This window comes from Streptomyces sp. NPDC028991 (assembly GCF_055564775.1).
The window spans coordinates 1-18,101 of sequence record NZ_JBVHVP010000007.1; the positions used below are offsets into that span (position 1 = coordinate 1).

Consider the following 18,101-nt stretch of genomic DNA (forward strand, 5'->3'; position numbering starts at 1 on the left):
ACAACACAGCCCACTCAGCATCCGAAAGCTCATGACGACGCACCACGACAAGCATGATCCCTCATCACTTGAGCACCTTTGAAGACGACTCCTAGGGGCCTGCCTGGCGACTGCCGTCGTCGCCCGCGAGGCAGGCGGGAATCGTCAGGCAGAGCCTGAGCTCAGACAGAGCCTGAGCCGTGAGCGGGTTTCCGCGGCCGTGGTGGGGGCTCGGGGGGTCTTCCCCGCCACGGCCGTCACGGGGAACAACGCGCCCGCGCGCATGTGGTTACGCCTCCGCGTGTCCCCGGCCGTCCCTCTTTCGGCTGAGTTGCCCGCCGCACCTGTTGCCGCACCTCGGTTCCCGCACTTGACTCGGTCTTTGCGGAGTCTGCGGAACCTGCGTGATCTTGCAGAGGCAGAGAGGTGCCACCGATGCTTTCGGCCAAGAGTCTGTTCCAGGAGATCCTCGACAACGACGAGTCGTTCCGTCTCTTCTGCTCCATCGCGGCCAGCGGCGAAGCACAGGGCGGCTGGGAGAACGCCCGCATCGCGGCGCTGGTCCCGGAGAGCGAGCGCGCCCTCGCCCCGAAGATCACCCGGCACGGCGCGGACGAGGACAAGCACGGACGCATCTTCAACGCCCTGCTGAAGAAGCGCGGCCTCGAACCCGTCGGAGTGCCCCCCGAGACCGACTACACCATGCTCTTGGAGCGGCACGGCATCGGCCTCGCCCACGAGAAGCTCAAGGCCGACCAGCCCCTCACGGAGCGGGACGTCATCACCTACCTCGCGCACAGCAGGGTCACCGAGCAGCGCGCGGCCGAGCAGATGGCCATGCTCCTCAAACACTTCGCGGACCACCCGGACCTGGGCCGGGCCGTCCGGATGATCTCGGCCGACGAGGACAACCACCTCGCCTACTCCCACGAGGAACTGCTGCGCTTCGCCGCCGCCGGACACGGCCGGTACATCCAGCGGACGCTGCGCGCGTGCGCGCTCGCCGAGGTCCGCGTCCACCGGGACGTCAGCCTCGCCGTGATGGCCCGCATGGGGCGCGTCCTCGGCTGGCCACGCGCCAAGGCGGCGATGCTCGCGGCGGGCATCCACGCGATGTACGCCTACGAGCGGCTGGCCGGCTGGCGCCGCATGGTGACGCTGCGGACACCCGAACGGCGCGACGCTCTCGGCGGACCCGCCGCCGCGGCCCCCGAGGTCGCCTGACGACGGCGGCGGGCCGCCGCGGTCCGCGAGACCGCCCGGGCCGGGGTCCCCTACAGCCAGCCCCGGCGCTTGAACAGCCGGAACAGCAGCACCTCCAGTGCCGCCATCAGCGCGATCACCGCCGGGTAGCCCCACTCCCAGTGCAGTTCCGGCATGTGGTCGAAGTTCATGCCGTAGATCCCCGCGACCATCGTGGGCACCGCCGCCATGGCCGCCCACGCGGAGATCTTGCGCATGTCGTCGTTCTGGCGGACGCTCGTCTGCGCCAGGTGCGCCGACAGGATGTCCGAGACCAGCCGGTCCAGGCCCTCCACCGACTCGTTCACGCGCGTGAGGTGGTCGCTCACGTCGCGGAAGAACGGCCGCGCTTTGTCGTTCACGAACGGCACCCCGGCTCCGAAGGCCCCGGTCCCGGCCAGCCGGGCCAGCGGCGGCGCCAGCGGACCGGTCGCCCGGCGGAACTCCAGGACCTGCCGCTTGAACGTGTAGATGCGGGACGCGGTGTGCCGGGAGCCCCCGCCGTCCGGTGAGAAGACCTCCGCCTCCAGCTCCTCCAGGTCCGTCTGCAGTTCGAGCGCCACGTCCAGGTAGTGGTCCACGGTGGCGTCCGCGATCGCGTACAGCACGGCGGTGGGGCCCTTGCCGAGCAGTTCGGGCTCGTGCTCCAGGCGCTGCCGTACGGCCTTCAGCGGGGATCCCCCGCCGTGCCGGACGACGACCACGAACGCGTCGCCCAGGAAGATCATGAGCTCACCCGTGGAGACCGCGTCGCTCTCCGGCTCGTACACCACCGGCTTGAGGACGGCGAAGAGCGAGTCCTCGTACACCTCCAGCTTGGGCCGCTGATGGGCCTTGAGGGCGTCCTCGACGGCCAGCGGGTGCAGCCCGAACTCCTCGGTGACCAGGTCGAACTCCTCCTCCGTAGGCTCGTGCAGACCGATCCAGACGAAGCCGCCCGCGGTCCGCGCCTCGCCGAGCGCGTCGGAGAAGTCCTCGGGTCCGGCCGCGCGGCGCCCGTCCCGGTAGATGGCGCAGTCGACGATCACCGAACGCGTTCTCCCTTCGCCCCGGCCCCCGAGCACCGTGCCGTATGCCTACCCTGTCCGCATGCCCACGCTGATCCTGGTCAGGCACGGACGTTCCACCGCCAACACCGAGGGGCTGCTCGCCGGCTGGACGCCAGGCGTCGCCCTCGACGAACGCGGGGCCGCACAGGCCGCCGCGCTGCCCGGGCGCCTCGCCGGCCTGCCGCTCTCCGAGGTCGTCACCAGCCCACTGCAGCGCTGCCAGGAAACGATCCGGCCACTGCTCGACGCCCGGCCCGAACTGCGGGCGCACACCGACGAACGGATCGGGGAGTGCCACTACGGTGACTGGTCCGGCCGCAAACTCGCCGAGCTCAAGGACGAGCCGCTGATGGAGGTGGTGCAGGCGCACCCCTCCGCCGCGGTGTTCCCCGGCGGCGAGTCGATGCGCGCGATGCAGACCCGTGCCGCCGAGGCGGTGCGCGAGTGGAACGCGCGCGTGGAGCGCGACCACGGGGCCGACGCCGTCTACCTCATGTGCTCCCACGGCGACATCGTCAAGTCCCTCGTCGCGGAGGCGCTGGGGCTGCACCTCGACCTCTTCCAGCGGATCTCCGTCGAGCCCTGTTCCGTCACCGCGATCCGCTACACCCGGCTGCGCCCGTTCCTCGTCCGCCTCGGCGACACCGGTGACTTCGCCTCCCTGGCCCCGCACGAGGAGCCCCCCGGTGACCAGGCCCCCGTCGGTGGTGGTGCGGGCGCACCGTGATCGTCGGCCGCAGTAGGGTGAAGCGGTCGCAGCAGTGCCGCCGACTTCCCGCTTTCCCCGCTTCCCCCGACTCCCATGGAGACAGGACGTGTCCCGTCAGGTGTTCCTCTACGACCAACCGGAACGTTTCGTGGCCGGTACGGTCGGACTGCCCGGGCGCCGTACGTTCTTCCTCCAGGCCACCGCCGGCTCCCGGGTGACCAGCGTGGCCCTGGAGAAGACCCAGGTCGCCGCTCTCGCCGAGCGCATGGACGAACTCCTCGACGAGGTCGTACGGCGCAGCGGCGGCAGCACCGTCGTCCCCGCCATGGCTCCCACCGAGCCCGCCGACACCGCTCCTCTGGACACCCCGGTCGAGGAGGAGTTCAGAGTCGGCACCATGGCGCTGGCCTGGGACGGCGAGGATCAGCGCATGATCGTCGAGGCACAGGCCCTCGTGGAGCTGGACGCCGAGTCCGAGGAGGACCTGGCGGAGGCCGAGGAGCGGCTCCTCCAGGACGAGGAGAACGGCCCTCCGATGCTCCGGGTCCGCCTCACCGGCGCGCAGGCCAGGGCCTTCGCCAAGCGCGCCCTCGACGTCGTCAACGCCGGGCGGCCGCCGTGCCCGTTGTGCAGCCTCCCGCTCGACCCGGAAGGACACGTATGTCCGCGCCAGAACGGATACCGCCGCGGAGCGTGACCACCGACGCGGCGGCCGCCGAGTTGCTCGCCCGGGGTGAACTGACCGTGCGCGGACGCATCCGTGACGCCTCCAACGCGGCCCTGTACTGCACGGTGACGCACGAGGGACGCGAGGCGGCCTGCATCTACAAGCCGGTCGCCGGGGAGCGCCCCCTGTGGGACTTCCCCGACGGCGACCTCGCCCGGCGCGAGGTCGCCGCCTACGAGGTCTCCGAGGCGACCGGCTGGGGCCTGGTGCCCCCCACCGTGCTGCGCGACGGGCCGTACGGCGAGGGCATGTGCCAGCTGTGGATCGAGGCGGTGCCGGAGACGGAGCTGCTCGCCCTGGTGGAGGACGAGGAGCCCGGCCCCGGCTGGAAGGCGATCGCCCTCGCCGAGGTCGGCGAGGGCCGCACCGCGCTGCTCGTGCACGCCGACGACGAGCGGCTGCGCAGGCTCGCCGTCCTGGACGCCGTGATCAACAACGCCGACCGCAAGGGCGGCCACCTGCTGCCCTCGGCCGAGGAGCACCTGTACGGCATCGACCACGGGGTGACCTTCCACGTCGAGAACAAGCTGCGCACCCTGCTGTGGGGGTGGGCGGGCGATCCGCTCACCGGGGAGGCCCTGGCGGTGCTCGACGCCCTCAGGGCGGCCCTGAAGGACGGCGGGGCCCTGGCGACCCGGCTCGGCGCGCTCATCACCTCCGCCGAACTCGACGCCACGCGCGCGCGTGTCGACGCCCTGCTGGCCGCCGGGAAGCACCCCGAACCGAGCGGCGACTGGCCGGCCATTCCCTGGCCGCCGGTGTAGGAACCGGCCCGCACCGCCCCACCGCACAACGGCCGGACGGGCGCAAGAGTGCCTTACCGGCCATCCGGCCGGTCCGGTTCGTGTACGGAACACCCGTCCGGTTACGCTCATGACATGCATGCCTGGCCCGCTTCCGAGGTCCCCGCCCTGCCTGGTCAGGGTCGCGACCTGAGGATCCACGACACCGCGACCGGCGGCCTGGTCACCCTCGCCCCCGGTCCCGTCGCCCGTATCTATGTCTGCGGCATCACGCCGTACGACGCCACTCACATGGGGCACGCGGCGACCTACAACGCGTTCGACCTCGTGCAGCGCGTGTGGCTCGACAACAAGCGGCAGGTTCACTACGTCCAGAACGTCACCGACGTCGACGACCCACTGCTGGAGCGGGCCGTGCGCGACGGCGTCGACTGGACCGCCCTCGCCGAGAAGGAGACCGCCCTCTTCCGCGAGGACATGACGGCGCTGCGGATGCTGCCGCCGCGGCAGTACATAGGCGCCGTCGAGGCCATACCCGGCATCGTCCCGCTGGTCGAGCGGCTGCGGGACGGGGGCGCGGCGTACGAGCTCGAGGGCGACACCTACTTCTCCGTCGAGTCCGACCCCCACTTCGGCCAAGTCTCCCACCTCGACGCCGCGGCCATGCGGCTGCTCTCCGCCGAGCGGGGCGGCGACCCGGACCGGCCGGGCAAGAAAAACCCGCTCGACCCGATGCTGTGGATGGCGGCCCGGGAGGGCGAGCCCAGCTGGGACGGCGGCTCGCTCGGCCGCGGGCGGCCCGGCTGGCACATCGAGTGCGTGGCCATCGCCCTCGACCACCTCGGCATGGGCTTCGACGTCCAGGGCGGCGGATCCGACCTCGCCTTCCCGCACCACGAGATGGGCGCCTCGCACGCCCAGGCGCTCACCGGCGAGTTCCCCATGGCCAAGGCGTACGTGCACGCCGGCATGGTCGGTCTCGACGGCGAGAAGATGTCCAAGTCCAAGGGCAACCTGGTCTTCGTCTCGCGGCTGCGCCGCGAGGGCGTCGACCCGGCCGCCATCCGGCTCACGCTGCTCGCCCACCACTACCGCTCCGACTGGGAGTGGACCGACCAGGTGCTGCAGGACGCCCTCGCCCGGCTGGAGCGCTGGCGCGCGGCCGTCTCCCGGCCCGACGGGCCGCCCGCCGAGGCGCTCGTCGAGGAGATCCGCGAGGCACTCGCGAACGACCTGGACTCCCCGGCCGCGCTCGACGCCGTCGACCGCTGGGCCGCGCTCCAGCAGGAGAGCGGCGGCACGGACATCGGCGCCCCCGGCGTCGTCTCCCGCGCGGTCGACGCGCTGCTGGGCGTGGCGCTGTAGACAGGCGCGCGTACGGAAAAGCGGAAACAGGGGCGCTTCCCGGCGGGAAGCGCCCCTGTTTCCGTAGGCTCAGTCCTCCGACGACTCCTCGTCGTCCCCGCTCGTCTTCGGCGGCCTCGGCGGACGGGTACGACCGCTCGGGTTGTCCCGCAGATACGGAGTCCCGGAGGTGCCGTCACCGCCGTCGGCCGTGGCGTGGCCGCCCGGTCCGCCCGGCCCGGAACCGTCCCGGCGCCGCAGATACCGCTCGAACTCGCGGGCGATCGCCTCGCCCGACGCCTCCGGCAGCTCCGCGGTGTCCCGGGCCTCCTCCAGCGACTGGACGTACTCGGCGACCTCGCTGTCCTCGGCGGCCAGCTGGTCCACACCCACCTGCCAGGCACGCGCGTCCTCGGGGAGCTCGCCCAGCGGGATGCGCACGTCGATCAGGTCCTCCAGCCGGTTCAGCAGCGCCAGCGTGGCCTTCGGGTTCGGCGGCTGCGACACGTAGTGCGGCACCGCGGCCCACAGCGACACGGCCGGTACGCCCGCGTGCGTGCACGCCTCCTGGAGGATGCCGACGATGCCCGTGGGGCCCTCGTACTTGGTCTCCTCCAGGTCCATGCGCCGGGCCAGGTCGGCGTCCGACGTGGTCCCGCTGACCGGGACCGGACGGGTGTGGGGGGCGTCGCCCAGCAGGGCACCCAGGACGACCACCAACTCGACACCCAGCTCGTGGGCGAAGCCCAGCAGTTCGTTGCAGAACGAGCGCCAGCGCATGGACGGTTCGATGCCGCGGACGAGGACCAGGTCGCGTGGCTTGTCGCCGCCGACCCGGACCACCGACAGTCTCGTCGTCGGCCATGTGATCTTGCGGACGCCCGCTTCCACGAACACGGTGGGACGGTTGACCTGGAAGTCGTAGTAGTCCTCGGCGTCCAGCGCCGCGAACACCTCGCCCTTCCACTCCCGGTCGAGATGCGCGACCGCGGTGGAGGCGGCGTCGCCGGCGTCGTTCCAGCCCTCGAACGCGGCCACCATGACCGGGTCGACCAGCTCGGGAACCCCCTCGAGCTCGATCACCCAGCGCCTCCTTCCGACGTGCCCTCGCGTACCCCCCCAACCTTACGGCGTGCCGAGGGGCCGCCCGCAGCCCCCTTGCACGGGGGAGTGAACGCATCACTGCCCCGTTCCCGGCGGCCGGACACCCACCGTGCGGGGCGGGATCGACGGCCGGTCAGAGGGTGGAGCGCAGCCATTGCTCCACGGACGCGATGTGCACCGTCGCCCAGGAGCGCGCCGCCTCGGCGTCCCGGTCGCGCAGTGCGCCGAGGATCGCGCGGTGCTCGTGCATGGTGCGGCCGACCGCGTCCTCCTGGGTGATCCCGCGCCAGACGCGGGCCCTGGCGGTGGGCCCGGACAGGCCGTCGAGGAGGGAGCAGAGCACCGAGTTGCCCGAGGCCCCCACGATGCACCGGTGGAACTCCAGATCGCCGGCGACCAGTTCCTCCACCGACGGTTCGCCGCCGAGGGCGTCCAGCCCGCCCTCCAGCGCGTCCAGTTCCCGGTCGGTGATCCGGGAGGCCGCCAGTGCGGTCGCGGCCGGCTCCAGGATGCGGCGCACGGCGAGGAACTCCAGCACCGTGTCGTCGCGGTGGAAGTCGACGACGAAGCCGATGGCCTCCAGCAGCAGTCGCGGATCCAGGCTGCTGACGTAGGTGCCGTCGCCCTGCCGCACGTCCAGGATCCGGATCAGGGACAGGGCGCGTACGGCCTCGCGCAGGGAGTTGCGGGAGAGGCCCAGGCCGGCGGCGAGCTCACTCTCCTTGGGCAGCCGGTCGCCGGGCCGCAGCGCGCCGGAGACGATCATGCCCTTGATCTTCTCGATCGCCTCGTCGGTGACCGCCACGGCCGACCTCCCTGTGCCTCCGGGATGCCGCTCAGACATCCGACGTCTCCGGACATTATGGGGGCCGTCGCAGCCTGCGACGCGCACGCGTGAGGGGGCGGCTCCATCGGCGCGGAGCCGCCCCCTCACCCAGCAGGTGGCCGGGTCCTACTTCTTGTCGAGCAGGTCCTGGACCTTCGCGCGGACGTCGTCCGTGGCCAGGCCGCGGATCGTCAGCGTCGTCCGGCGGCGCAGCACGTCGTCCGGCGTCTCGGCCCACTCGTGGTCCCGCGCCCACACGACCTGCGCCCAGATCTCGGGGGCGTCGGGGTGCACCCGCTCGGCCAGCTCCGGGTTGTCGTTGGCCAGGCGGGCGATGTCGAAGGCCAGCGAGCCGTAGTGCGTGGCCAGGTGCCTGGCCGTGTCCGCCGCCATGCGCGGGCCGGGCGCCGGGCCGTCCACCAGCAGCCGGTGGGCCACCGCGCGCGGGTTGGCCACGCCGGGCAGCGGCAGTTTCTTCGGCAGCGACGCGATCGGCTCGAAGTCGTCGCCCAGCGGGTGGCCCGGCAGCGCCTCCAGCTTCTTCATGACGGTGCGGCCGATGTGGCGGAAGGTGGTCCACTTGCCGCCCGCGACGGACAGCATGCCGCCCCGGCCCTCGGTGACGACCGTCTCGCGCTTGGCCTTCGCGGTGTCGCCGGGGCCGCCCGGCAGTACGCGCAGACCCGCGAAGGAGTACGTGATCAGGTCGCGGTCGAGCTGCTGGTCGCGGATGGAGAAGGCGGCCTCGTCGAGGATCTGGGTTATGTCCTTGTCGTTGACCGCGACGTCCGCCGGGTCGCCCTCGAACTCCTCGTCGGTGGTGCCGAGCAGCAGCATGTCCTCCCAGGGGAGGGCGAAGGTGATCCGGTACTTGTCGATGGGCGTGGCCAGCGCCGCCTTCCAGGGCGCGGTGCGCTTGAGCACCAGGTGCGCGCCCTTGGACAGGCGGATGGAGGGGGCCGCCTTCGGGTCCTCCATCCGGCGCAGGTGGTCGACCCAGGGGCCGGTGGCGTTGAGCACCAGGCGGGCGTTCACGCCGAACTCGTCACCGGTCAGCCCGTCCTTCAGCTCGGCGCCGGTCACCCGGCCCTTGGTGAAGCGCAGGCCGGTGACCTCCGCGTGATTGAGGACGACCGCGCCGGACTCGGCCGCCGCGCGGACCGTCATCAGCGCCATGCGGGCGTCGTTCATCTGGTCGTCGCCGTACACGGCCACGGCCTTGAGGTTGTCGGTGCGCAGTTCCGGCACGTCCTGCGCGGCCTTGGCCGGGGAGAGCAGGTGGCCGACGCCGTCACCGAAGGCGGACAGCGCCGAGTACGCGAAGACGCCGGCGCCCAGCTTCGCCGCGCCGTGCGGCCCGCCCTTGTACACGGGGAGGTAGAAGGTGAGCGGGTTCGCCAGGTGGGGGGCCACCTGGCGGGAGACCGCACGGCGCTCGAAGTGGTTCTCCGCCACCAGCTTCACCGCGCCGGTCTGCAGGTAGCGCAGACCGCCGTGGAGCAGCTTGGAGGAGGCGGAGGAGGTGGCACCGGCGAAGTCGCCGGCGTCGACCACGGCCACCCTGAGACCGGACTGCGCGGCGTGCCAGGCGGTGGAGATGCCCAGGATGCCGCCGCCGATCACGAGAAGGTCGTACGACGCCTTGGAGAGCTGCTCCCGGGTCTCGGCCCGGCTCGGGTTCGAGCCGGAGGCCGGGTGCGTCCCCAGGGCAGGCACGGACTGCAGGGTGGACTGAGTGGTCATTGCGGTTCTTACTCCTCGTCCTCGAGCCAGCCCATGGTCCGCTCGACGGCCTTGAGCCAGCTCTTGTACTCACGGTCGCGGATCTCCGCGTCCATGCGGGGGGTCCACTCGGCGGCCCGCCGCCAGTTGGCGCGCAGGTCGTCGGTGCTGTTCCAGAAGCCGACGGCGAGACCGGCGGCGTAGGCGGCGCCGAGGCAGGTGGTCTCGGCGACCATCGGGCGCACCACGGGGGCGTCCACGAAGTCGGCGAGGGTCTGCATCAGCAGGTTGTTGGAGGTCATGCCGCCGTCGACCTTGAGGGCGGTCAGCTCCACACCGGAGTCCTTCGTCATGGCGTCCGCGATCTCCCGCGTCTGCCAGGCGGTGGCCTCCAGGACGGCGCGCGCGAGGTGCGCCTTGGTGACGTACCGGGTGAGACCGGCGATCACACCGCGGGCGTCGGCGCGCCAGTACGGGGCGAACAGGCCGGAGAAGGCCGGCACGAAGTAGGCGCCGCCGTTGTCCTCGACCGTCAGGGCGAGGGTCTCGATCTCGGCGGCGGTGGAGATCAGGCCCATCTGGTCGCGCATCCACTGCACCAGCGAGCCGGTGACGGCGATCGAGCCCTCCAGGGCGTAGACCGTGTCCTGGTCGCCGATCTTGTAGCCGACCGTGGTCAGCAGGCCCGAGTAGGAGTTGATGAGCTTGTCACCGGTGTTCATCACCATGAAGGTGCCGGTGCCGTAGGTCGACTTGGTCTCGCCCTCGGAGAAGCAGGTCTGGCCGAACAGGGCCGCCTGCTGGTCGCCGAGCGCGGAGGCGACCGGGATGCCGCCGAGCAGGTCGCCCAGCCGGCCGCCGGTGATCTCGCCGTAGACCTCGGCGGAGGAGCGGATCTCGGGGAGCATCTGCGTCGGCACGCCGATGGACTCGGCGATCTTCTCGTCCCACTGCATGGTGTGCAGGTTCATCAGCATGGTGCGGGAGGCGTTGGTGACGTCGGTGACGTGCTTGCCGCCGTTCACCCCGCCGGTCAGGTTCCAGATGACCCAGGTGTCCATGGTGCCGAAGAGCAGGTCGCCCGCCTCGGCGCGCTCGCGCAGGCCGTCGACGTTGTCGAGCAGCCAGCGGGCCTTGGGACCGGCGAAGTAGGAGGCGAGCGGGAGGCCGGTCTCGCGGCGGAAGCGGTCCTGGCCGACGTTGCGGCCGAGCTCCCGGCACAGGGCGTCGGTGCGGGTGTCCTGCCAGACGATGGCGTTGTGGACGGGCTCACCGGTGTTCTTGTCCCAGATCAGCGTGGTCTCGCGCTGGTTGGTGATGCCGATGGCCTTGATGTCGTCGCGGGTGATGCCCGCCTTCTCGACCGCCCCGGCGACGACCTCCTGGACGTTGGTCCAGATCTCGGTGGCGTCGTGTTCGACCCAGCCCGGCTTGGGGAAGATCTGCTCGTGCTCCTTCTGGTCGACGGAGACGATGCGTCCGTCGCGGTCGAAGACGATGCAGCGGGAGGAGGTCGTGCCCTGGTCGATGGCGGCGATGAAGGGGCCTGCGGTGTGAGCGTCGGTCACAGTGTGCTCCTGGGTTTCCGTGGTGTGGTGGCCGGTGCGTACGGCGCGTGTTCTGCGGCTCGATGATGACCGGGCGGAGGCCCGCTCAGGCGAACGCGACGTTGTAGACACCTGCGGCGAGCGCGCCGCCGATCAGCGGACCGGCGATCGGGACCCAGGCGTAGGACCAGTCGGAGCCGCCCTTGTTGGGCAGCGGCAGCAGGGCGTGCACGATGCGCGGGCCGAGGTCACGGGCCGGGTTGATCGCGTAGCCGGTCGGGCCGCCGAGGGACAGACCGATCGAGACGACCACCAGCGCGGTGATCAGGCCGCCCAGGATGTTGAGGCCGTTGCCCTCGTCGTTCAGGCCCTGGGTGAGGACGGCGAGCACCAGCACGAAGGTGCCGATGACCTCGGTGGAGAGGTTCTGCACCGCGTGGCGGATCTCGGGGCCGGTGGAGAAGATGCCCAGCACGGGGCCGGCGCCCTTCTCCTGGGCCTCGACGGCCTTGGCCGCGGTGTCCTGCGCGCCCGGCCCGCCGACGATCTCGCGGTCGGTGAGGTGGGCGAGGAACTGGCCGTAGTAGGCGACCCAGACCAGGGCGGCGCCGATCATGGCGCCGAGCATCTGTCCGGCGATGTAGGTGGGGACGTCGCCCCACTCGCCGTCCTTGATCGCGATGCCGACCGTCACGGCGGGGTTGAGGTGGGCGCCGGAGAGCGGGCCCGAGATGTACACCGCCGTCATGACGGCGAAGCCCCAGCCGAAGGCGATGGCGAGCCAGCCGGCGTTGCGGGCCTTGGAGGCCTTGAGCGTCACGGCGGCGCACACGCCGCCGCCGAGCAGGATGAGTATGGCGGTACCGATGGTCTCGCCGATGAAGATGTCGGAGCTGGACACCCGCGACTCCTTTGTCCTTCGTCCAGGGGAAGCCGAACCCCCGGGTCCCTCCGGGTGTTCCGGCGCCCTCGGTGTGAGAGCGATGGCGGCCCTTGGCGTTGTCACACTCTAACGCGTATTGCCGGTAGGTGTTCGACAATGCCGACCGATGGACGCGAGTCTCGCTTCGGCGTCACGCATGCGTCAAGAGCTCTGTAATCGAAAGCACGATCGTTATTGATCGTCCTGGGTTATCGATCTTCGAGGGCCGCCGCCCGGCCGGGGAAACGCCGAAGGCCGGAACGCGTTCGGCGTCCCGGCCTTCGACTCTCCCGCTCGTACCCGCGCGCCCCGAAGGAGCCCTAGAACCTCCCGGCGCCCAGGTCCCGCGACACCGCGCGGGCGCAGTCCCGCACCGCCGCGACCAGCTCGGGCCGCAGCTCGCCGTCCCGGCCCAGCCGTTCCACGGCCCCGGTGATGCCGACCGCGCCGACCGGCATGCGCCTGCGGTCGTGGATCGGGGCGGCGATGGAGGCGACGCCCTCCCAGGTCTCCTCGACGTCGGCCGCGTAACCCCGCGCGCGCGTGATGTCCAGGATGTGCTCGAACCCGTCCGGCTCGCAGACGGTCCGGTCCGTGTACGCCTTGCGGTCGGCCTCCAGGGCCTCGCTGTGAGCGACCGGGTCGTAGGCCGCCAGCACCTTGCCCAGTGCCGTGGAGTGGAGCGGCTGCATGGCCCCGATCTCCAGGACCTGCCGGCTGTCGTCGGGCCGGAAGACGTGGTGCACGATCAGAACGCCCTGCTGGTGCAGGACGCCCAGATGGACGCTCTCGCCGCTGGAGCGCGCCAGGTCGTCCGTCCACACCAGGGCGCGTGCCCGCAGCTCGTGCACGTCGAGATACGTCGTGCCCAGGCGCAGCAGCTCGGCGCCCAGCTGGTAACGCCCGGAGGCGTCGTCCTGCTCGACGAAGCCCTCCTGCTGGAGGGTGCGCAGGATGCCGTGCGCGGTGCCTTTGGCCAGACCCAGCGACGAGGCGATGTCCGACAGGCCGAGCCGCCGCTCGCCGCCCGCTAGCAGGCGCAGCATCGCGGCCGCCCGTTCGAGCGACTGGATGTTCCGTGCCATCGACGTACTGCCTCCGTCCCCTTCGACTGCCGACCTCGGCGTCGCTGACGTCGTTCGGCAATGCCGAACACTACCGGTCCATGCCGACCTCCCGCCAATAGTCGGCGGGCAACTGTTGCACTCCGGCCACGCTCCGATGACCGAACCGGCGCCCCACGGCCCGCCCACCGGCTGACCGGTCGGCCGCCTACCAGCCGCCGACCAGCCGCCGACCAGCCGCCGATCGGCCGCCCGAAGGCCGGCCCCGTCACCTCTCCGGGCCCGATCCGGCCCGATCCGGGGCCGATCCGGCCCGATCCGGGGCCGATCCGGGACCGAGACGTCACCCCTTCGGCGGGCATCCGGCACCGCCATACTCGTCCGCCTCGTGGACGCCCCGAACATCAGCCCCCGGTCCCGGCTACCCTGGCGGCGTGCGTTCTCCCCCGGACGTCCCCTGCGGACGGCACCGGGCAGCGCAAAGCCGACAGCCGTCGCATCCTAGGGAGCCCTTTCATGGCCTCGTCGCCATCCACCCCGTCCGCCGACACCCGGACCCGCGTGTCCGCCCTGCGCGAGGCACTGGCCACCCGAGTGGTGGTCGCCGACGGTGCGATGGGCACCATGTTGCAGGCGCAGAATCCGACGCTGGACGACTTCCAGCAGTTGGAGGGCTGCAACGAGGTTCTGAATCTGACCCGGCCCGACATCGTGCGGTCGGTGCACGAGGAGTATTTCGCGGTCGGAGTGGACTGCGTGGAGACCAACACGTTCGGCGCGAACCATTCGGCGCTGGGTGAGTACGACATTCCCGAGCGCGTGTACGAGCTGTCCGAGGCGGGCGCGCGGGTGGCCCGTGAGGTGGCCGACGAGTTTGCGGTGCGGGACGGGCGGCAGCGCTGGGTACTGGGGTCGATGGGTCCCGGCACGAAGCTGCCCACCCTGGGCCATGCCCCGTACACCCTGCTGCGGGACGCCTATCAGCGCAATGCGGAGGGCCTGGTCGCGGGCGGTGCGGACGCGCTGCTGGTGGAGACGACGCAGGATCTGCTGCAGACGAAGGCGTCGGTGCTCGGTGCCCGGCGGGCTCTGGACGCGCTGGGCCTCGACCTGCCGGTGATCTGTTCGGTGACGGTGGAGACGACCGGGACGATGCTGCTGGGCTCGGAGATCGGTGCGGCGCTGACCGCGCTGGAGCCGCTGGGTATCGACATGATCGGCTTGAACTGCGCGACGGGTCCGGCGGAGATGAGTGAGCACCTGCGCTACCTGGCCCGCCATTCCCGTGTGCCGCTGTCCTGTATGCCCAACGCGGGTCTGCCGGTGCTGGGCAGGGACGGGGCGCACTATCCGCTGACGGCGCCGGAGCTGGCGGACGCGCAGGAGACGTTCGTGCGTGAGTACGGGCTGTCCCTGGTGGGCGGCTGCTGCGGTACGACGCCGGAGCATCTGCGTCAGGTGGTGGAGCGGGTGAGCGGCACCGCCCCGGCCGAGCGCCACCCGCGGCCGGAGCCGGGTGCGGCTTCCCTCTACCAGAGTGTGCCGTTCCGGCAGGACACCTCCTACCTGGCGATCGGTGAGCGGACGAACGCCAACGGGTCGAAGAAGTTCCGTGAGGCGATGCTGGAGGGCCGCTGGGACGACTGCGTGGAGATTGCCCGGGACCAGATCCGCGAGGGCGCGCACATGCTGGACCTGTGCGTGGACTACGTGGGCCGGGACGGCGTCGCCGACATGGAGGAGCTGGCGGGGCGGTTCGCGACGGCCTCGACGCTGCCGGTCGTGCTGGACTCCACCGAGGTGGAGGTGTTGCGGGCGGGGCTGGAGAAGCTGGGTGGCCGGGCGGTCATCAACTCGGTGAACTACGAGGACGGTGCCGGTCCGGAGTCCCGCTTCGCGAAGGTCACGCGGCTGGCCCGGGAGCATGGGGCGGCGCTGATCGCGCTGACCATCGACGAGGTGGGTCAGGCCCGTACCGCGGAGAAGAAGGTCGAGATCGCCGAGCGGCTGATCGACGATCTGACGGGGAACTGGGGTATCCACGAGTCGGACATCCTCGTGGACTGTCTGACGTTCACGATCTGCACGGGTCAGGAGGAGTCCCGCAAGGACGGGATCGCCACCATCGAGGGCATCCGTGAGCTGAAGCGGCGTCATCCGCAGGTGCAGACCACGCTTGGTCTGTCGAACATCTCCTTCGGCCTCAACCCGGCCGCCCGGATCCTGCTCAACTCGGTGTTCCTGGACGAGTGTGTGAAGGCGGGTCTGGACTCGGCGATCGTGCACGCCTCGAAGATCCTGCCGATCGCGCGGTTCGACGAGGAGCAGGTGACCACCGCTCTGGACCTGATCTACGACCGGCGGCGTGAGGGCTACGACCCGCTGCAGAAGCTGATGCAGCTGTTCGAGGGGGCGACCGCGAAGTCGCTGCGGGCGTCCAAGGCCGAGGAACTGGCCGCCCTCCCGCTGGACGAGCGGCTCAAGCGGCGGATCATCGACGGCGAGAAGAACGGTCTCGAGGCCGACCTGGAGGAGGCCCTGAGGGAGCGTCCGGCTCTGGACATCGTCAACGAGACGTTGCTGGACGGTATGAAGGTGGTCGGTGAGCTGTTCGGCTCGGGCCAGATGCAGTTGCCGTTCGTCCTCCAGTCCGCCGAGGTGATGAAGAGTGCGGTGGCGCATCTGGAGCCGCACATGGAGAAGACGGATGACGAGGGCAAGGGCACGATCGTGCTGGCCACCGTCCGCGGCGACGTCCACGACATCGGCAAGAACCTCGTCGACATCATCCTGTCCAACAACGGCTACACGGTCGTCAACCTCGGTATCAAGCAGCCGGTCTCCGCGATCCTGGAGGCCGCCGACGAGCACAAGGCCGACGTGATCGGCATGTCCGGGCTCCTGGTCAAGTCCACCGTGATCATGAAGGAGAACCTGGAGGAGCTCAACCAGCGCAAGCTGGCCGCCGACTACCCCGTCATCCTCGGCGGCGCGGCCCTCACCCGCGCCTACGTCGAGCAGGACCTCCACGAGATCTACGACGGCGAGGTCCGCTACGCCCGCGACGCCTTCGAGGGCCTGCGCCTGATGGACGCCCTCATCGGCATCAAACGCGGTGTGCCCGGCGCGAAACTGCCCGAACTGCGCCGGCGGCGGGTCCGCCCCGCCACGGTGGAGGCCGAGGAGCGGCCGCAGGAGGGGCATGTCCGCTCCGACGTCGCCACCGACAACCCGGTGCCCGAGCCGCCCTTCCGCGGCACGCGTGTCGTCAAGGGCATCCAGCTCAAGGAGTACGCGTCCTGGCTGGACGAGGGCGCCCTGTTCAAGGGCCAGTGGGGCCTGAAGCAGGCCCGCACCGGTGAGGGACCCTCGTACGAGGAACTCGTCGAGACCGAGGGCCGCCCCCGGCTGCGCGGACTGCTGGACCGGCTCCAGAGGGACAACCTGCTGGAAGCGGCCGTGGTGTACGGCTACTTCCCCTGCGTCTCCAAGGACGACGACCTGATCGTCCTCGACGAGGCCGGCAACGAGCGCACCCGGTTCACGTTCCCGCGCCAGCGACGCGGCCGGCGCCTGTGCCTGGCCGACTTCTTCCGCCCGGAGGAGTCCGGGCAGACCGACGTCGTCGGCTTCCAGGTCGTCACCGTCGGCTCCCGGATCGGCGAGGAGACGGCCCGGATGTTCCAGGCCGACGCCTACCGCGACTACCTCGAACTGCACGGCCTGTCCGTACAGCTCGCCGAGGCCCTCGCCGAGTACTGGCACGCCCGCGTCCGCTCCGAACTCGGCTTCGCCGCAGAGGACCCGGCCGAGATGGAGGACATGTTCGCCCTGAAGTACCGGGGCGCCCGCTTCTCCCTCGGCTACGGCGCCTGCCCGGACCTGGAGGACCGCGCGAAGATCGCCGCCCTCCTCGAGCCGGAGCGCATCGGGGTGCACCTGTCGGAGGAGTTCCAGCTCCACCCCGAGCAGTCCACCGACGCCATCGTGATCCACCACCCGGAGGCGAAGTACTTCAACGCCCGCTGAGGCGTCGGGATCCGCTCCACACGCCACATCAGGCGTTCTCGTCCCGCACGACGTACACTGGTCGGTCCACCGCAGGCCGGTTCCCTTCGTGGGAACCGGCCTGATCGTCCCTTCAAGGAGGTACGTGGATGACCAGTACGGTCCCCGCGCTCGGAACCCGTACGGCCGAAGGCTCCGCCCTGCAAGCCGTGCTCCTCGACATGGACGGCACCCTGGTGGACACCGAGGGCTTCTGGTGGGACGTCGAGGTCGAGGTCTTCGCCTCCCTCGGCCACACTCTGGACGACTCCTGGCGCCACGTGGTCGTCGGCGGCCCCATGAGCCGCAGCGCGGGCTTCCTGATCGAGGCGACCGGGGCCGCCATCTCGCTCGCCGAACTCAGCGTGCTGCTCAACGACGGCTTCGAGAAGCGCATCGGCCGCACCCTGCCCCTCATGCCGGGAGCCGCCCGGCTGCTCGCGGAACTCTCCGCGCACGAGATCCCCACGGCCCTGGTCTCCGCCTCGCACCGGCGCATCATCGACCGCGTGCTGACTTCCCTGGGGCCCCAGCACTTCGGCCTCACCGTCGCCGGCGACGAGGTGCCGCGCACCAAGCCCCACCCGGACCCGTACCTGGCCGCCGCGGCCGGTCTCGGTGTGGATCCGGCCCGGTGCGCCGTCGTGGAGGACACGGCGACCGGGGTCGCCGCCGCAGAGGCCGCAGGCTGCCACGTCGTGGCCGTTCCCTCGGTCGCTCCCATCACTCCGGCCGCCCGGCGCACGGTGGTCGAGTCACTGGAGAAGGTCGACCTGTCATTTCTGCGCGGTCTGATGACCCGAATGCGCTAGCCGTTCACCCAGCGTGCGGCGGCGTTAGCGCGGCAATTCCGGGAAGGGCGGCGTGTGGCGGCGATGGACGCGCGACGGGGAAATTCCGCCGCTCCGGATGGCTGAATTCCGGCACTCATCGACAGAAGCCGGCGTGTGACGTTCGCCACGCTGCCAGGGGTCGACAGGGAACCATGGATGTGCTGCCTGGCGCCTGGCGAACGTTGTCGAGGCGCCCTTGTGTCCTGATTGGTGAAACCCTGCACTAATCCTTCCCCTGTCGGG

14 protein-coding genes are annotated in these 18,101 nt (G+C 70.9%); 7 read left to right on the plus strand and 7 right to left on the minus strand.

What is annotated here, in order from left to right; genetic code table 11:
- Positions 1–414 precede the first annotated feature (414 nt).
- Positions 415–1,203 (plus strand): ferritin-like domain-containing protein, encoded by a 789-nt coding sequence (locus tag ACZ4V1_RS16585; protein WP_468335732.1) that lies wholly within the window; start codon positions 415–417, stop codon positions 1,201–1,203.
- Positions 1,204–1,253: 50 nt separating this feature from the next.
- Here the strand turns inward: ACZ4V1_RS16585 and corA are convergent, their stop codons facing one another.
- On the minus strand, positions 1,254–2,249 hold the full coding sequence (gene corA / locus ACZ4V1_RS16590; RefSeq protein ID WP_468335734.1) for a magnesium/cobalt transporter CorA: 996 nt from the start codon (positions 2,247–2,249) through the stop codon (positions 1,254–1,256).
- 61 nt (positions 2,250–2,310) lie between these two features.
- Here corA and ACZ4V1_RS16595 point away from each other — a divergent pair, with 61 nt between their 5' ends.
- The 4 genes from ACZ4V1_RS16595 to mshC all read left to right on the plus strand — a co-directional run bounded on the left by ACZ4V1_RS16595 (position 2,311) and on the right by mshC (position 5,814).
- Positions 2,311–2,997: a histidine phosphatase family protein gene (locus tag ACZ4V1_RS16595; RefSeq protein WP_468335737.1), complete on the plus strand. Its 687-nt coding sequence runs from the start codon at positions 2,311–2,313 to the stop codon at positions 2,995–2,997.
- A gap of 88 nt (positions 2,998–3,085) precedes the next feature.
- The gene (locus tag ACZ4V1_RS16600; protein ID WP_121746046.1) at positions 3,086–3,676 is read left to right on the plus strand and encodes a DUF3090 domain-containing protein; all 591 of its coding nucleotides are present in this window, start codon (positions 3,086–3,088) and stop codon (positions 3,674–3,676) included.
- Positions 3,640–4,470: an SCO1664 family protein gene (locus ACZ4V1_RS16605; protein WP_468335741.1), complete on the plus strand. Its 831-nt coding sequence runs from the start codon at positions 3,640–3,642 to the stop codon at positions 4,468–4,470. Before ACZ4V1_RS16600 ends, ACZ4V1_RS16605 begins: the two co-directional genes overlap by 37 nt.
- A gap of 114 nt (positions 4,471–4,584) precedes the next feature.
- The gene (gene mshC, locus ACZ4V1_RS16610) at positions 4,585–5,814 is read left to right on the plus strand and encodes a cysteine--1-D-myo-inosityl 2-amino-2-deoxy-alpha-D-glucopyranoside ligase (protein ID WP_468335744.1); all 1,230 of its coding nucleotides are present in this window, start codon (positions 4,585–4,587) and stop codon (positions 5,812–5,814) included.
- 69 nt (positions 5,815–5,883) lie between these two features.
- On the opposite strand, the gene ACZ4V1_RS16615 is transcribed toward mshC, so the two are convergent.
- The 6 genes from ACZ4V1_RS16615 to ACZ4V1_RS16640 all read right to left on the minus strand — a co-directional run bounded on the left by ACZ4V1_RS16615 (position 5,884) and on the right by ACZ4V1_RS16640 (position 12,999).
- Positions 5,884–6,876: a PAC2 family protein gene (locus tag ACZ4V1_RS16615; RefSeq protein ID WP_468335747.1), complete on the minus strand. Its 993-nt coding sequence runs from the start codon at positions 6,874–6,876 to the stop codon at positions 5,884–5,886.
- Positions 6,877–7,030: 154 nt separating this feature from the next.
- Entirely contained in the window at positions 7,031–7,702 is a 672-nt protein-coding gene (locus ACZ4V1_RS16620) for a FadR/GntR family transcriptional regulator (RefSeq protein ID WP_468335750.1), read from the minus strand.
- 147 nt (positions 7,703–7,849) lie between these two features.
- Positions 7,850–9,466, minus strand: a complete 1,617-nt coding sequence (locus ACZ4V1_RS16625; RefSeq protein ID WP_468335753.1) for a glycerol-3-phosphate dehydrogenase/oxidase — start codon at positions 9,464–9,466, stop codon at positions 7,850–7,852.
- 8 nt (positions 9,467–9,474) lie between these two features.
- Positions 9,475–11,013, minus strand: coding sequence for a glycerol kinase GlpK (glpK, locus tag ACZ4V1_RS16630; protein WP_468335756.1), 1,539 nt, complete (start codon positions 11,011–11,013; stop codon positions 9,475–9,477).
- An 85-nt stretch (positions 11,014–11,098) separates the two neighbouring features.
- Positions 11,099–11,893, minus strand: coding sequence for an MIP/aquaporin family protein (locus ACZ4V1_RS16635; RefSeq protein ID WP_468335759.1), 795 nt, complete (start codon positions 11,891–11,893; stop codon positions 11,099–11,101).
- Between the two features lie 341 nt (positions 11,894–12,234).
- Positions 12,235–12,999, minus strand: coding sequence for an IclR family transcriptional regulator (locus tag ACZ4V1_RS16640; RefSeq protein WP_468335762.1), 765 nt, complete (start codon positions 12,997–12,999; stop codon positions 12,235–12,237).
- A gap of 495 nt (positions 13,000–13,494) precedes the next feature.
- On the opposite strand from ACZ4V1_RS16640, the gene metH reads away from it, so the two are divergent.
- Together metH and ACZ4V1_RS16650 are read left to right on the plus strand one after the other, a co-directional pair.
- Positions 13,495–17,007: a methionine synthase gene (gene metH / locus ACZ4V1_RS16645; RefSeq protein WP_468335765.1), complete on the plus strand. Its 3,513-nt coding sequence runs from the start codon at positions 13,495–13,497 to the stop codon at positions 17,005–17,007.
- A 128-nt stretch (positions 17,008–17,135) separates the two neighbouring features.
- Entirely contained in the window at positions 17,136–17,837 is a 702-nt protein-coding gene (locus ACZ4V1_RS16650) for an HAD family hydrolase (RefSeq protein WP_468335768.1), read from the plus strand.
- The last annotated feature ends 264 nt before the right edge of the window (positions 17,838–18,101 follow it).